The sequence below is a fragment of the Collimonas fungivorans genome (genome assembly GCF_001584145.1).
Lineage (GTDB): Bacteria > Pseudomonadota > Gammaproteobacteria > Burkholderiales > Burkholderiaceae_D > Collimonas > Collimonas fungivorans.
On the sequence record NZ_CP013232.1, the window covers coordinates 3,918,654 to 3,933,562 of the forward strand.

The 14,909-nt window shown below is 61.5% G+C and carries 14 protein-coding genes; 9 read left to right on the forward strand and 5 right to left on the reverse strand.

The features are described from left to right. The first annotated feature begins 145 nt into the window (after nucleotides 1–145). Nucleotides 146–3,568 (forward strand): ATP-binding protein, encoded by a 3,423-nt coding sequence (locus tag CFter6_RS16890; RefSeq protein ID WP_061540915.1) that lies wholly within the window; start codon nucleotides 146–148, stop codon nucleotides 3,566–3,568. After that, complete coding sequence (locus CFter6_RS16895; RefSeq protein ID WP_082814839.1) at nucleotides 3,565–4,554, forward strand: response regulator transcription factor; 990 nt, start codon at nucleotides 3,565–3,567, stop codon at nucleotides 4,552–4,554. The genes CFter6_RS16890 and CFter6_RS16895 overlap by 4 nt, the downstream gene beginning before the upstream one ends. A gap of 14 nt (nucleotides 4,555–4,568) precedes the next feature. On the opposite strand, the gene CFter6_RS16900 is transcribed toward CFter6_RS16895, so the two are convergent. Genes CFter6_RS16900 through CFter6_RS26495 form a run of 3 tightly spaced genes read right to left on the reverse strand, consistent with a single transcriptional unit; the run spans nucleotide 4,569 to nucleotide 6,532 of the window. After that, nucleotides 4,569–5,390: a LytR/AlgR family response regulator transcription factor gene (locus CFter6_RS16900; RefSeq protein ID WP_061540916.1), complete on the reverse strand. Its 822-nt coding sequence runs from the start codon at nucleotides 5,388–5,390 to the stop codon at nucleotides 4,569–4,571. A gap of 24 nt (nucleotides 5,391–5,414) precedes the next feature. Next, a complete protein-coding gene (locus tag CFter6_RS26490) occupies nucleotides 5,415–6,059 on the reverse strand; it encodes a sensor histidine kinase (RefSeq protein ID WP_236904322.1) in 645 nt (214 codons plus the stop codon). After that, entirely contained in the window at nucleotides 5,996–6,532 is a 537-nt protein-coding gene (locus tag CFter6_RS26495) for a hypothetical protein (RefSeq protein ID WP_236904328.1), read from the reverse strand. The genes CFter6_RS26490 and CFter6_RS26495 overlap by 64 nt, the downstream gene beginning before the upstream one ends. 187 nt (nucleotides 6,533–6,719) lie before the next feature. On the opposite strand from CFter6_RS26495, the gene argH reads away from it, so the two are divergent. The 7 genes from argH to CFter6_RS16940 all read left to right on the forward strand — a co-directional run bounded on the left by argH (nucleotide 6,720) and on the right by CFter6_RS16940 (nucleotide 13,716). Further along, nucleotides 6,720–8,114, forward strand: coding sequence for an argininosuccinate lyase (argH, locus tag CFter6_RS16910; protein WP_061540917.1), 1,395 nt, complete (start codon nucleotides 6,720–6,722; stop codon nucleotides 8,112–8,114). A gap of 365 nt (nucleotides 8,115–8,479) precedes the next feature. Then, nucleotides 8,480–9,637 (forward strand): ABC transporter substrate-binding protein, encoded by a 1,158-nt coding sequence (locus tag CFter6_RS16915; RefSeq protein WP_061540918.1) that lies wholly within the window; start codon nucleotides 8,480–8,482, stop codon nucleotides 9,635–9,637. A 126-nt stretch (nucleotides 9,638–9,763) separates the two neighbouring features. Continuing rightward, entirely contained in the window at nucleotides 9,764–10,645 is an 882-nt protein-coding gene (locus CFter6_RS16920) for a branched-chain amino acid ABC transporter permease (RefSeq protein WP_061540919.1), read from the forward strand. A gap of 1 nt (nucleotide 10,646) precedes the next feature. Next, nucleotides 10,647–11,558, forward strand: a complete 912-nt coding sequence (locus CFter6_RS16925; protein WP_236904344.1) for a branched-chain amino acid ABC transporter permease — start codon at nucleotides 10,647–10,649, stop codon at nucleotides 11,556–11,558. Beyond that, nucleotides 11,558–12,319: an ABC transporter ATP-binding protein gene (locus tag CFter6_RS16930; protein ID WP_061540920.1), complete on the forward strand. Its 762-nt coding sequence runs from the start codon at nucleotides 11,558–11,560 to the stop codon at nucleotides 12,317–12,319. The genes CFter6_RS16925 and CFter6_RS16930 overlap by 1 nt, the downstream gene beginning before the upstream one ends. Nucleotides 12,320–12,327: 8 nt before the next feature. Beyond that, the gene (locus CFter6_RS16935; RefSeq protein WP_150118797.1) at nucleotides 12,328–13,065 is read left to right on the forward strand and encodes an ABC transporter ATP-binding protein; all 738 of its coding nucleotides are present in this window, start codon (nucleotides 12,328–12,330) and stop codon (nucleotides 13,063–13,065) included. Between the two features lie 162 nt (nucleotides 13,066–13,227). Further along, the gene (locus tag CFter6_RS16940) at nucleotides 13,228–13,716 is read left to right on the forward strand and encodes an AmiS/UreI family transporter (protein WP_061540922.1); all 489 of its coding nucleotides are present in this window, start codon (nucleotides 13,228–13,230) and stop codon (nucleotides 13,714–13,716) included. 4 nt (nucleotides 13,717–13,720) lie between these two features. Here CFter6_RS16940 and CFter6_RS16945 read toward each other — a convergent pair whose 3' ends face one another. Together CFter6_RS16945 and CFter6_RS16950 are read right to left on the reverse strand one after the other, a co-directional pair. Then, nucleotides 13,721–14,236, reverse strand: coding sequence for a hypothetical protein (locus CFter6_RS16945; RefSeq protein ID WP_061540923.1), 516 nt, complete (start codon nucleotides 14,234–14,236; stop codon nucleotides 13,721–13,723). Continuing rightward, on the reverse strand, nucleotides 14,236–14,760 hold the full coding sequence (locus CFter6_RS16950; RefSeq protein WP_061540924.1) for a hypothetical protein: 525 nt from the start codon (nucleotides 14,758–14,760) through the stop codon (nucleotides 14,236–14,238). Before CFter6_RS16950 ends, CFter6_RS16945 begins: the two co-directional genes overlap by 1 nt. Nucleotides 14,761–14,909: the final 149 nt, after the last annotated feature.

A 14,909-nucleotide genomic window follows, 5' to 3' on the forward strand; every position in this document is an offset into this window, starting at 1 on the left:
ACGCCCCGCTTTGGCACAAAGTTACCTTTGGGAATTTTTCATATACGTCAAATGACGTATCCAAGCCGGCCCGAATTGGTTCGAAAATTGCTTAAGCAGAATTGCCTGCTGTTTCGTTCCCCACGCCCAAGGTCACCCGTCAAACGTGAAGATTACCGCCACCCAACGCATCGTCAAGGTCCGCCGCGACTACAACACCTGGGTCGGCAACGAGACGCTGGAAGACTACGCCCTGCGCTTTACGCCGCGCTCGTTCCGCAAATGGTCGGAATTCCGCCTGGCCAACACCGCGCTCGGCGCCATCTCTTTCCTGGCGCTGGAAGCCATCAGCGGCACCATCACGCTCAACTACGGCTTCAGCAATGCATTCTGGGCAATTGTCTGCGTCAGCATCCTGTTCTTCCTGACCGGGCTGCCGATCAGCTACTACGCAGCCAAATACGGCGTCGACATGGACCTGCTGACGCGCGGCGCCGGCTTCGGCTACATCGGCTCGACCATCACCTCGCTGATCTACGCCACCTTCACCTTCATCTTTTTTGCAGTGGAAGCGTCGATCATGGCGCAGGCGATCGAACTCTACTTCGGCCTGCCGCTGGTGCTCGGCTACATCATCTGCGCCCTGGTGGTGATTCCGCTGGTGACCTACGGCATCACGCTGATCAACCGCCTGCAGATGTGGACCCAGCCGCTGTGGCTGGTGCTGCTGGTGCTGCCGTATGTCTGCGTGCTGCACAAGGAACCGGATGCGCTGGCCAACCTGATGACCTTCGCCGGCCGCGCCGAAAACGGCAACAGCTTCGACCTGGTGCTGTTCGGCTCCGCCGCCACCGTTGCCTTTTCATTAATCGCACAGATCGGCGAGCAAGTCGACTTCCTCCGTTTCCTGCCTGAAAAGACCGCTGCCAACCGCTACCGTTGGTGGAGCGCATTGCTGCTGGCGGGACCGGGCTGGATCTTGCTGGGCGCGGCAAAGATGCTCGGCGGGGCCCTGCTGGCGTTCCTGGCGATCCAACACGAGGTGCCGATCGGCAAGGCGGTCGAGCCGACCCAGATGTACCTGATCGCCTATCGTTACGTGTTCTCCGATCCGGCCTGGGTGCTGGCGGCGGTCACCTTGCTTGTGGTGGTGTCGCAGATCAAGATCAATGTCACCAACGCCTATGCCGGTTCGCTGGCCTGGTCGAATTTCTTCGCGCGCCTGACGCACAGCCACCCGGGCCGTGTGGTGTGGCTGGTGTTCAATGTGCTGATCGCCTTGCTGCTGATGGAAATCGGCGTCTTCAACGCGCTGGAGCATGTGCTGGCCTTGTACGCGCTGGTGGCGATTTCCTGGATCGGCGCGGTGGTCTCGGACCTGGTCATCAACAAGCCGCTGGGCCTGAGTCCGCCGCATATCGAGTTCAAGCGCGCCCACCTGTACGACATCAATCCGGTCGGCGTCGGCGCCATGCTGATTGCCTCGGCGCTGTCGGCGCTGGCCTTGTCCGGCATGTTCGGCGGCGTGGCGCGGGCGCTAGCGCCCTTCATCGCGCTCGGCAGCGCGCTGCTGATCGCACCGGTGATCGCTTACGCGACCAAGGGAAAATACTATATCGCCCGCCACGACCAGCTGGCCGACAGCCACCATGGCCAGCTGGAATGCGTCATCTGCGGCAACCATTTCGAGACGCCTGACATGGCGCACTGCCCGGCTTACCAGGGCGCGATCTGTTCGCTGTGCTGCTCGCTCGATGCACGCTGTAACGACCGCTGCAAGGAAGCGTCGCGCATGCCGGACCAGATATTCAATACCTTGCGCGGTTTCCTGCCCGAACGTTTCACGCTCAAGCTCAATACTCGCATCGGCCACTACCTGATCGTGTTCAGCCTGGTGTCGGGCGGACTGGCGGTGGTGCTGTGGCTGCTGTATTACCAGCAGCTGGCGGGCATGTCTGGCCTGGCCGGCGGCGGTCCGGATTCGATGGCGGGAATTTTCATCAAGCTGTTCGCCTCGCTGCTGGTGTTCATCGGCGTCGGCTCATGGTGGCTGGTGCTGACCAATGAAAGCCGCAGCGTCGCTCACGAGGAATCGGAACGGCAGACCAACCTGCTGCTGCAGGAAATCGACGCCCACAACCAGACCGACGCCGCCCTGCAACGCGCCAAGGAAGCGGCAGAAGCGGCCAACCTGGCGAAGAGCCGTTTTGTCACCGGCATGAGCCATGAACTGCGCACGCCGCTCAATAGCATCCTCGGCTACGCCCAGATCCTGCAGGTCGACCACGCCATCCCGGAAGGCCGCAGGGACGCCATCGGCGTCATCCGCCGCAGCGGCGAACATCTGCTGAGCCTGATCGACGGCTTGCTGGATATCGCCAAGATCGAAGCCGGCAAGATGCGGCTGGCGGCGGACGAACTGCCGCTGCACGAATTCCTCGACCAGATCGTGCAGATGTTTGCGCCGCAAGCCGAGCAAAAGGGCCTGGCGTTCCGCTTTGAAAAGGTAGGCCGTATCCCGGAGGTGGTCCAGGTCGACCAGAAACGGCTGCGCCAGATACTCATCAACCTGCTAGGCAATGCAGTCAAGTTTACCGACGCCGGCCATGTCACGCTGCGGGTCCGCCATGCCCGCGAGATCACTTATTTCGAAGTCGAGGACAGCGGCATCGGCATCGCCGAAGAAGACATCGCCCGGGTGTTCCTGCCGTTCGAACGCAGCAACGCCGCCAACCTGCGCGAAGACATCGGCACCGGGCTCGGCCTGGCCATCAGCAGCATGCTGACCCACATCATGGGCGGCGCGCTGTCGGTCGCCAGCAACATCGGCAAGGGCAGCACTTTCCAGCTCAAGATCTACCTGTCGGAGGTACGCGCGCCGCGCCGCCGCATCAAGCTGGAAGACCAGATGTCGGGTTATCTCGGTCCCAGGAAACGGATACTGGTGGTGGACGACCAGGCCTCGCAGCGCGCCGTGCTGAGCGCCATGCTGGCGCCGCTCGGATTCGACATCAGCGAGGTCGCGAGCGGCGCCGCCTGCCTGGCGGAAATCGCCCGCGCCATGCCGGACCTGGTGCTGCTCGACATCGCCATGCCAGCCATGGACGGCGGCGCCGTGTGCCGCGCGATACGCTCCCAGGGCCATGCCAGCCTGCCGATCATCATCGTCTCCGCCAACGCGTTCGAGAGCACGCCGCAGCAGATCGATCCGCTCAGCTATAACGATTTTGTGGTCAAGCCGGTGTCTTTCAACGACCTGCTGTCGAAGATCCGGCTGCACCTGAAAGTCGACTGGATTTCCGATCCGGCGCCGCCGGCCGCCGCCGGCGCCGCAGCAGGCAGCGCCATCCTGGTGATCCCGGCGCGGGAAAAACTGCAGGCGCTGCTGGAGCTGGGGGCGATCGGCTACATCAAGGGCATCGTCGGCAAGCTCGATGAAATAGAACAGCAGGACCCGGTCTACCAGCCGTTCACCCGCGAGCTGCGCGAACTGGTGAAACGTTTTCGCCTGAACGACTACAGCGCGCGCCTGCAGGCGTTGCTGTACCAGGCCGGCGAGCAGCCTGCGCAACGCGTCGACAGCGCATGACAAGGACTATCTTGGACGACCATCTCACTCTCTCCGCCGATCCGCCGCCAAGGCCGCTAGCCAGCCGCCCGGTGGTGCTGATCGTGGACGACATGCCGGACAACCTGGCGCTGCTGTCGGATGCGCTGGACGAGAGCGGCCATATCGTGCTGGTCGCGACCGACGGCGCCAGCGCCATCCAGCGGCTGGGCTACATCACGCCCGACCTGATCCTGCTGGATGCCGTCATGCCGGGGCTGGACGGCTTTGAAACCTGCCGCCGCATCAAGCTGCTGGCCAGCGCCGCCCACGTGCCGGTAGTGTTCATGACCGGCCTCACCGAGACCGAGCATGTGGTGCGCGGCTTCCAGGTCGGCGGCATAGACTATGTCACCAAGCCGATCCAGCCGCTGGAAATCGTCGCCCGCGTCGCCGCCCATATCAAGACGGCGCGCATGATGTCGCAGGCCAGGGATGTAATCGACGCCGCGGCCCATGCCGTGATCGTGCTCGGCATCGATGGCGCGCCTTTATGGCAAACCGGCAAGGCCTCGTTCTGGCTGGAAAAATACTTCCCGCGCAGCGACCAGCGCAAGCTGCCGCCGCAGCTGCAGTTCTGGCTGAATGAAAACCTGGTGTTGCTGCGGCAGACGCAGCAGCCGCTGCAGCCGCTGGTGATCAGCGGCGATGACGGCGAACTGACCATCAATCTTTCCAAAAACACCCAGAGCGCCGAGCTGACTCTGCTGCTGGAAGAAAAATCCCTGGTGTTGCCGAATGCGGTCCAGCTTGAAGATTATCGGCTGACGCCGCGCGAAACCGATGTCCTGGCCTGGGTCTCCAAAGGCAAGACCAACCGCGACATCGCCGAGATTCTTGGCATGAGCCCGCGCACGGTGAACAAGCACCTGGAACACATCTATATCAAGCTGGGTGTGGAGACGCGCGCCGCCGCCGCGGCGCTGGCGATCAGCCGCCAGTATGGCACGCCTGCCACCCTGCAGTAACGGTGGCGGTGTCGCTAGCGGACCAACGCCTTGATTTCGGCCAGCTGACGCCGGGAAATCGGCAGGCGGTGATCGCAATGATCGATATCGCGCAAGATGACTTGCCAGATTTCCTGCGGTTTTTCGCCATCGCCCTCGCTGTCCTTGTCCGCTGCCTGCATGACACGTTCGACGCCGCTGATGGCGTTGCGCGCCACCAGCGCATTGCGATGCACGCGCACAAAGTGGAGCGCCAGTTCTTCTTCAATCGAGACCAGCGAATCTTCGATCAGGTATTCCTTGGTCCTGGTGCGCAAGGTGACGTATTTCAGTTCCGCCTTCAGGTACAGCACTTCGGCCATCGGCACCAGCGACATGCGGCCGCGCTCCTGCACCGCGAAATGCTGGCGCGGCAGAGCGCTGACGGCGACCGCTCCGGGGCCGGTTGCCGAAGCTGCCTGCGCTTGCTGGCGCATGCGGCTGGCGCGGCCGATGGCTTGCGCCAGCCGGGTGGCGCGCACCGGCTTGACCAGGTAGTCGAAAGCCTGGACATCGAAAGCGCTCAGCGCATAGTCGTCGTAGGCAGTCACGAAAATGATCAGGGGCGGTTCGGCCAGGCCGCTATTGGCGTTGGCCAGCAGCTGCTCGGCCAGCTGCAAGCCGCTCATGCCAGGCATCTGCACATCCAGCAAGACCAGGTCTGGCGCGGTGGCGCGAATGCCTTCCAGCGCCGCCTGCGCATGGCCGGCTTCGCCCACCAGGTAGTGCGGGCATTCGGCCACGATGTCGGACAGCAGCGTACTCAGCCTGGCGCGCGCCGGCGCTTCATCGTCAACGATATAGATGCGAGGGATCATGAAATAAGATGTTTGTTGTCGGTTTTATCTGCTTCCCTGCGGCTTGGCCAGGGCCGCCTCGACTTTGCTTTTTACATAGGGAAAACTGGCGCGCACTTCGAACTGGCCGAGGCTGGTGGCGGTGGTCAGTTGTCCTTCGACATCGTACAGCAGCGCCAGCCGTTCGCGGATATTTTCCAGCGCCATCTGGTTACCTTCCGGCAGCGCCGCAACGCCCTTGCCGCTATACGGATTGTAAGGATTGGTGATGACGATTTCAATCCGTTCCAGCGTATGGCTTAACTGGATACGGATCAGGGCCGGTTCGGTGCTCGGTTCGACGCCATAATGGACGGCGTTTTCTATCAAAGGCTGCAGCAGCAAGGTGGGAATCTGCGCCCGGAAAATCACCTCGTCGCTGATGCCAGCCCGCTCCCATTGCACTTTCAGGCGTTCGCCCAGGCGGATTTTTTCTATCGACAGGTATTGCCGGCACAGGCGGATTTCCTTTTCCAGCGTAGTCATGGCGCGGCCGTCGCGCATCAGGACCCGGATCAGGTCGGCCAGGTCTTCCAGCGCCGCCTCGGCCCGGCGTGGTTCGTTCCGGATCAGCGACAGCACCGCGTTCAGGCTGTTGAACAGGAAATGCGGCCGGATCCGCGCCTGCAAGGCTTGCAGGCGGGCTTCCACCAGCACCGGCGAAAAAGCCCGGCGCGCAATTCGAAATAGTGCTGTAGTGCGCCGCCGAACAGCGCCGCCGCCAAGGCCGCCAGCGGCATGCCGCCGCGTGCGCCGAGGTGGGAAAATCCGCTGAGGAACCAGTCGAAACCGGACAGCAGCCGGATCACCGCCATCGTCACCAGGGCTGGCACCAGCAGACACGACAGCCGCTGGATAAATAGAGGCAAACGGTAAGCGACCCGATGCAGGCCGCACAAGGCAACCAGCGACAGGAAACAGGCGGGTTCGATCAGCATCGCCGATTCGACAAAGCTGTTGAGTGCAGCCAGCAGGCCGTCGCTATGCAGCAGGAGCGCCGCCATGATCGTCAGGTTGACCGCAATCAATGTCCGGAATACCACGCCCAGGTTGCAGCCGTCGGGAATCACCACCGTGTTCGGCTGTTGCGCTGGGACGTTGTCTGCGATCTGGTCGGATGCCATGAAGGTGAAATTAGTTAATTGAAGAGCAATTTAATGAGTATTGCCAGATGGCTCGGAGATACCGCCGGCGCGCCTCGCCACATGACTAACACGTATCGCGGTGCAAGCATAAAGCCGGTTTCCGGGGGCAGTGATTTATAATCGCATAATTCATTGCCATTCCCAACGCACGGTTCAATACTCAATTATGACAGCACAACTCTCCAAAAAAGGCGAAGCCTGGTCGGCTCGTTTCTCCGAACCGGTCTCCGATCTGGTCAAACGCTACACTGCCTCGGTATTTTTCGACAAGCGCCTGGCCGAAGTCGATATCCAGGGCTCGCTGGCGCATGCGGAGATGCTGGCATATCAAAAAATCATCAGCGCCGACGACTACGCGGCGATCCAGAAGGGCATGAACCAGATCCAGGGTGAAATCGCCGGCGGCAAGTTCGAATGGCTGCTGGACCTGGAAGATGTCCACCTGAATATTGAAAAACGCCTGACCGAACTGGTCGGCGACGCCGGCAAACGCCTGCATACCGGCCGTTCGCGCAATGACCAGGTCGCCACCGACATCCGCCTCTACCTGCGCGGCGCCATCGACGACATCAGCGGCTTGCTGCGCGACCTGCGCCTGGCCCTGCTGGACCTGGCGGAACAGCACGCCGACACCATCCTGCCCGGTTTCACCCACATGCAGGTAGCCCAGCCGATCACTTTCGGCCATCACGTGCTGGCGTACATCGAAATGTTCGGCCGCGACGCCGAGCGCATGCTGGATTGCCGCAAGCGCGTCAACCGCCTGCCGCTGGGCGCTGCCGCGCTGGCCGGCACCACCTTCCCGATCGACCGCGAACGCGTGGCGAAAACGCTAGGCTTCGACGACGTCTGCCGCAATTCGCTGGATGCCGTTTCGGACCGCGATTTCGCCATCGAATTTTGCGCCGCCGCGGCATTGGTGATGACCCACGTCTCGCGCATGTCGGAAGAACTGGTGATCTGGATGAGCCCGCGCATCGGCTTCATCGATATCGCCGACCGTTTCTGCACCGGCTCATCGATCATGCCGCAAAAGAAAAATCCCGATGTGCCGGAACTGGCGCGCGGCAAGACCGGCCGCGTCAATGGCCACCTGATCGCTCTGCTGACCTTGATGAAAGGCCAGCCGCTGGCCTACAACAAGGACAACCAGGAAGACAAGGAACCGTTGTTCGACACCGTCGATACAATTACCGACACGCTGCGCATCTTCGCCGACATGGCGCGCGGCATCACGGTCAAGCCGGAAGCAATGCGCGCCGCTGCGTTGCAAGGCTATGCTACCGCGACCGACCTGGCCGACTACCTGGTCAAGAAGGGCCTGCCTTTCCGCGACGCCCACGAAGCCGTGGCGCATGCGGTGCGCAGCTGCGTCGACCAGGCTTGCGACCTGAGCGATCTGTCGCTAGAGCAGTTGCGCGCCTTCTCGCCGCTGATCGACGACGATATCTTTGCAGTGCTGACGCTGGAAGGCTCAGTGGCGGCGCGCGACCATATCGGCGGCACCGCACCGCGCCAGGTGCGGCTGGCGATCCAGCATTTGCGCCAGCAGTTAGGTTGATGTGAAAGCCGGCCTGGCGGGAAGCGCAATGCTTTCCCGCCATGCCGATTTGGCATGAGTCTGGCCGGCACGAATTTCCAACGCCGGGTATAATTGCCAAAAATCACGCAATATCTCTCCAAAACCGACCAAAAGTCGCAGTATCCCCGCGTAAAACACCCGTTTTTGCCTGGCTCGTGAGTAGTAAGCGTGGTGTTTCGCAAACGCTGAAACCCCACGCTGTGCGCCCGGAATTTCTGACCGAAAATCCCTTATACTTTGTCCACCTTTGGTGCGCCTTCGTGCGCGCCAAAATAAAAACGCTGGCCGACTTCTTGCCATAGGGTGTCGTCGCCTAAAAAAACGGTCTCTAGGAGAATATCGAAATGCAATTCAAAACCATATTGAAAACACTTCCCTTGATGATGCTGGCCGCCGGCCTGGCCAGCGCAGCCCACGCAGCTGACGTCAAGCTCGGCCTGGCCGCAGCCCTGACCGGCCCGGCCGCCAAGTACGGCGTCGCCATCAAGAACGGCTTTTCGCTGGCCGCCGATGAAGTCAACGCTGCCGGCGGCGTCAACGGCAACAAGCTGCTGCTGGTGATCGAAGACGAACAAGGCAAAAAAGAAGAAGCCATCAACGTCTTCAAGAAACTGATCTTCAAGGACAAGGCCCTGCTGGTGTTCGGCCCGACCCTGTCCAACTCGGCCTTCGCCGCCGACCCTATCGCCAACGCAGCCAAAGTGGTCGCCTTCGGCACCAGCAACACCGCCGACGGCATCACCGCCATGGGCCCGTTCACCTTCCGCAACTCCGTGATGGAAGCCGACGTGCTGCCGGTCACCACGCGCGCCGCGGTCAAGCATTTCGGCATCAAGAAAGTCGCCATCATCTACGGTAACGACGACGCTTTCACCAAGAGCGGCTACGACGTCTTCAAGGGCACCCTGGCCGACCAGAAGATCCCGGTCACCACCACTGAAGCGTACGCCAAGGGCGACGTCGACTTCAAGGCGCAGCTGACCAAGATCAAGGCCTCCAATCCGGACGCCATCGTCTGCTCCTGCCTGACCGAAGAAGCCGCCAACATCATCCTGCAAACCCGCGCGCTGGGCATGAAGCAGCCATTCATCGGCGGCAACGGCCTGAATTCGCCGAAACTGTTCGACATCGCCAAGGGCGCCGGCGACGACACCATCATGGGCAGCCCATGGTCGTCGGAAAACCTGACGCCGGCTAACAAAGCCTTCATCGCCGCCTACAAGGCCAAGTTCGGCAGCGATCCTGACCAGTTCGCCGCGCAAGCCTATGACGCCCTGCACGTAGTCGCCGCCGCCCTGAAAAAGATCAAGCTGAGCGGAGCCCTCGACAAGGACCGCATCGCCCTGCAACAGGCCCTGCCGGCAGTCACCATCGACGGCGCCACCGGCAAGTTCGCCTTCCGCAAAGCGCCGCCGGTAACCGGCAAGGAAGTCGGCTACGACGCCCAGCAAGAAGCGATCGTCAACATCGCCAAAGGCGGCAAGTTCATCTTGCTGAAGTAACCGCCGGCGCCGCAACGCAGCCGCGATTTTCACGACATCGGCCGTATATTAATTAGGGTCAGAGTCGAATATTCCCGCATATAAATATTCGACTCTGACCCTAATTAAATTTAAGAAAAATCTTCCATGCTTGAACAACAACTCATCAACGCCCTTTCGCTGGGCAGCGTGTATGCGCTGTTTGCGCTGGGCTTCACGCTGGTTTTCGGCGTGCTGGGCGTGATCAATTTATCTCACGGCGCGATTTTCATGCTGGGCAGTTATGCTGCGCTGCTGCTGGTGGAGCACCTGGCGCTGCCGCTGTGGCTGGCGATGCTGGCGGCGATGCTGGTATCCGGCTTGATCGGACTGCTGGTGGACTACTTGGTGCTGAAGCCGCTGCGGGCGCGCAACGCGCCGCATCTGGCGCCCATGATCGCCACCATCGGCGTCGCCACTATCCTTACCAGCCTGGCGCAAGGCCTGTTCGGCGCGGAGAACAAGCGCTTCCCGGTCGGCACCATTCCGGAAGACAGCTACAACTGGGGGCACCTGCATGTCACCGCGGTGCAGATCGGCATCGTTGTGATTTCCTTTGTCCTGATGCTGGTGCTGCTGGCGGTCATGCGCCGCACCCAGCTCGGACGCGCCCTGCGCGCGATTGCCGAGTCGCCGAAAGCGGCTTACCTGCTGGGCGTCAATGTCGAAGGTTTGTTCTACCTGACTTCGTTCGCTGCCGCTGCCCTGGGCGGCGCGGCCGGCGTGCTGGTCGGCCTGTCGTTCAATGCAATTACACCTTTCATGGGCCAGCCGATGCTGCACAAGGGCATCGCCGTCATCATCCTGGGCGGCATGGGCGACATTCGCGGCGCCATGATTGCCGGATTGTTCCTCGGCTTCGCCGAGGTGCTGACGGTGGCTTATATTTCCAGCGATTTCCGCGACGCCGTCGGCTTCGGCCTGCTGTTCCTGATCCTGCTGGTCAAGCCTTCCGGCATGTTCGGCAAAGTACTGGAAAGGAAGGCCTGAGATGACCGAATTGTTTACAAGCTTGGGTTTCATCGACTGGTGGGATGGCTTCTGGTCGACCTACAACACCGTGATTTTCGGCCTCGGCGTCAATGCCATGCTGGCGCTGTCGATCTACGTCACCCTGTCCTGCGGCCTGCTGTCGCTGGCCAACGCCGCGTTCATGGGCATAGGCGCTTACGCCGCTTCGCTGATCAGCATGCAGACCGGCCTGCCGTTCCCGGTGGCGCTGGCGGTCGGCGGCGCGCTGCCGGCGCTGGTGGCGCTCATTATCGGCATCCCGACCTTGCGTTTGTCGGGCGTGTACCTGGCGATGGCAACCCTGGGCTTCGGCGAAGTGGTGCGGGTCATCGTGCTCAACATGGACATCACCGGCGGCCCGCTCGGCCTCAACGGCATCCCGCTGAAAACCGAATGGTGGCACATCGTCCTGCTGCTGGCGGCGACGCTGTATATCCTGGCGCGCATCCGCCGCTCGAAAATCGGCCGCGCTTTCGAAGCCATCAAGGAAGATGAAGTGGCGGCGCGCCTGATGGGCGTCAATGTGGCTGGCTACAAGCTGCTGGCGTTTGTCATCGGCGCTGCGATTGCCGGCGTCGCCGGCGGCCTCAACGCGCACTACACTTTCACCATCGGCCCCGGCAACTACGCTTTCGAAAACGCCGTGGAAATCCTGACCATGGCAGTGTTCGGCGGCACCAGCACCCTGATCGGCCCAACCATAGGCGGCATGGTGCTGACGCTGCTGCCGGAGGCGCTGCGCGATTTCAATAGTTACCGCGCCGTCGTCAACGGCCTGATCCTGGTACTGGTGATCCTGTACCTGCCGAAAGGCATCTGGGATCCGCGCCGGATCCGGGCCTGGGTTAACAATTTTTCTCGGCGCAAGGCCCAGGCTGGAGCAAATAACTAATGCTGCAACTCAAGAACATCAGCAAGAACTTCGGCGGCCTGCAGGTGCTGCAAGACGTCAATTTCAACGTTCCGCAAGGCGGCATCTTCGGCCTGATCGGCCCTAACGGCGCCGGCAAGACCACCGTCTTCAACCTGATCACCGGCCTGCTGCGCGCTTCCGGCGGCGCCATCGAATTCGACGGCGCCGACATCGGCAAGGTGGCGCCGCACAAGATCACCGAACGCGGCATCGCCCGTACTTTCCAGAATATCCGTGTATTCAAGGAAATGACCTTGCTGGAAAACGTCGTGGTCGGCATGCACGATCACATGCACTACGGTTTCGGCAGCCTGCTGCTCAATCTCGGCGGTTTCAGGAGGATCGAAGCCCAGGCCCGCGAACGCGCACTGGAACTGCTGTCCTGGGTGCGCCTGGACCACAAGGCCGGCATGCTGGCGGACAGCCTGTCCTACGGCGAACAGCGCAAGCTGGAGTTCGCCCGGGCGCTGGCGACCAGACCCAAGCTGCTGCTGCTGGACGAGCCGGTGGCAGGCATGAATCCCGTCGAAAAAACCGAGCTGATGACGGAAATCCTGAACATCAAGCAGCGCGGTTTCAGCATCTTCATGATCGAGCACGACATGCGTTTCGTGATGGGCCTGTGCGACCGCATTGCGGTGCTCAACTTCGGCCGCATCATCGCCGAAGGCAGTCCAGAGCAGATCAAGAACAACCAGGAAGTGATCGAAGCCTACCTGGGCAAGGAAGATGCAGAATGACAGCTGAAATGAACACAAGCGCCACGCCAATCCTGCAAGTGCGCGACCTGGCGGTTTCCTACGGCCATATCGAAGCGGTCAAAGGCATAGACCTGGCGCTCAACGAAGGTGAAATCACGGCACTGGTGGGCGCCAACGGCGCCGGCAAAAGCACCACCCTGCTCGCCATCTCCGGCCTGCTCAAGCCGGCGCGCGGGCAAGTCATGCTCAACCAGCAAGATCGCCAGCAAGACCTGACCCGGCTGTCGCCGCACAAGATTGTCCAGGGCGGCGTAGTGCAGGTAGCCGAAGGCCGCGCCACGCTCACCACCCTGAGCATCGCCGAAAACCTGGCGCTGGGCGCCTACACCCGCAAGGACAAGGCGCAGATCGCCCAGGACCTGGACTGGGTGTACTCCCTGTTCCCTGTGCTGCAGCGGCGCAAGGATGGCCTGGCCGGCAACCTGTCCGGCGGCGAACAGCAGATGCTGGCCATCGGCCGCGCGCTGATGGCCAAGCCGCGCGTGCTGCTGCTGGATGAACCGTCGATGGGACTGGCGCCGTTATTGGTGCAGGAGATTTTCCGCATCGTGCAGGAAATCAACCGCACCGGGCTGACCATCCTGCTGGTCGAGCAGAACGTCCGCCAGGCGCTGCGGATTGCCCAGCACGGGTATGTGCTGGAGAACGGCAAGATCGTGCTGGCCGACAGCGGCGCGAACCTGCTGCACAATCCGAAGGTGCTGGAAGCGTATCTGGGTGGTTGACCTGCTGTGCATTAAACCCATCTAGCAATCAAATTCAAGGCCAATATGCATATTGGCCTTATTCAATTCCGGCATGCCTGCGCATAGATGAAACGCGTATCTTTCCGCAAGTTCGGATCATCCGACAAGAATTATCGAAAGTCTTGCAGAAGGAAATACATCATGTTGGGGATTGCCCTGCTGTTCATCGGCGCCGTGCTGGTCGTCAATGGCGTCGGCCTGACCGGCCGCATCGAGGCGCGCGAGAACGCCGTCTTCAATTTCCTGGTCGGCTCCCTGGCGCTGTCCATCAGCTTCATAGGATTGGTGCGCAGCGTCGACAACGCCGGCTACCTCGGCGTGGCGGCGGGTCTGCTGTTTGCCTTCACTTACCTGTACCTGGCCGTGGTGCAATGGAAAGGCATGAACGGCAAGGGACTGGGATGGTATTGCCTGTTCGTCGCCATCAATACCTTGCCGATGGCGTGGCTGGCAGTGGATCAGGATATGCGCTCCACCATGATGTGGCTGACGTGGGGACTGCTCTGGTTCCTGTTCTTCCTGGCTTTGGCCCTGCAGAAAACCATCCGCTCGCTAGGCCCCATCACAGCGCTCATCGGCATCGTTTCCTGCTGGATTCCGGGCTTCCTGATGCTGGCCGGGCGCTGGTAAAGAATCACTGCAGGCTGCCCCAGCGCTCCACCGCAGGCTCCGCCACCGCCCAGCGCCAGATGTCATTGCTGCGGCAGGCGCTGCCGGTGTACCAGCCACGCTTGAGCTTATCGCCCTCGCCGCTGTCGACCGACATGATGACCTCCTTGCACAAGGCCAGCGGCGTGTCGATCACGCGCACCACGCGCACTTCGCCATGCTCGTTGGCGTAAGGAATCTGGTGCACGATCGCCCAGCGGCTGGCATGCCCCACCTCAAGGTTGCCGACCACGGCAGCGATCTCGTCCTGCTCACCCTTTTGCCAATTACGGAAAATGTATTTGGTAGTGGCGTCGGTGGCCGCCTGGACGCCGATGCCGACGGCGTAGCCGACCGCCGGATTGGAGGTGACGGCGCCGCTGGCGACGCCGGCGGCGGCACCAGCAAAGCCGCCGATGCTGTTACACCCGGTGATCGCCAGCGCAGTCAGCAGCACCGCCGCGCCGACCATCGCTGTACGCAGCCCACCTGGCAGCGGCATCACTGCAAAGCTCCCCAACGCTCGGTTGAGGGTTCTGTCGAAGCCCATTTCCAGCCCTGGCCGGCGCGACAGATGGTGGCCACATAAAATTCGCTGTCCGGCTTGTTGATCTGGTCCACCAGGCCATCGACGGAAAACACGATTTCCTTGCAACTCATGCCTTCGCTGCCGATGACGCGGCTGACCGTGACCCGACCGCGCAGATTGTCTTCGAGCGGCAGGGAATGCTTGATCTGCCATTTACCGACTGCGCCGAGCGCCAGTTCACCAGCGGCCCTGGCGATACTGTCCTGCTCTTCGCCATGCACCTTGCGCTGTTCGTATTGCACGCCGGCGCGCACCGCGGCTTGCACGCCAAGGCCGATGCCGGTGGCGACCGTGGCGTTATCGGTCACCTTGCCGGCCAGCGCGGTGCCGGCGACCCCGGCCGCGGCGGAACTGCCCTCGGTCACGACCGAACTGCAAGCACTCAATCCCAACACGCTACCCATCACCAGCAAACCGCTTATCTGCTTTAACCGCATTACCGAATCCAATATATAAGGCACCGACCAAGACCGTATCGATAGACATCAGCCAGAACTTCTCACGGCATTTTAGAGGACAAAACTTCGGTTCAGTTCGGATGGAAAGCTGGTAATGTGCAAACTTTTGTTAAATCGAGGCGAAACAG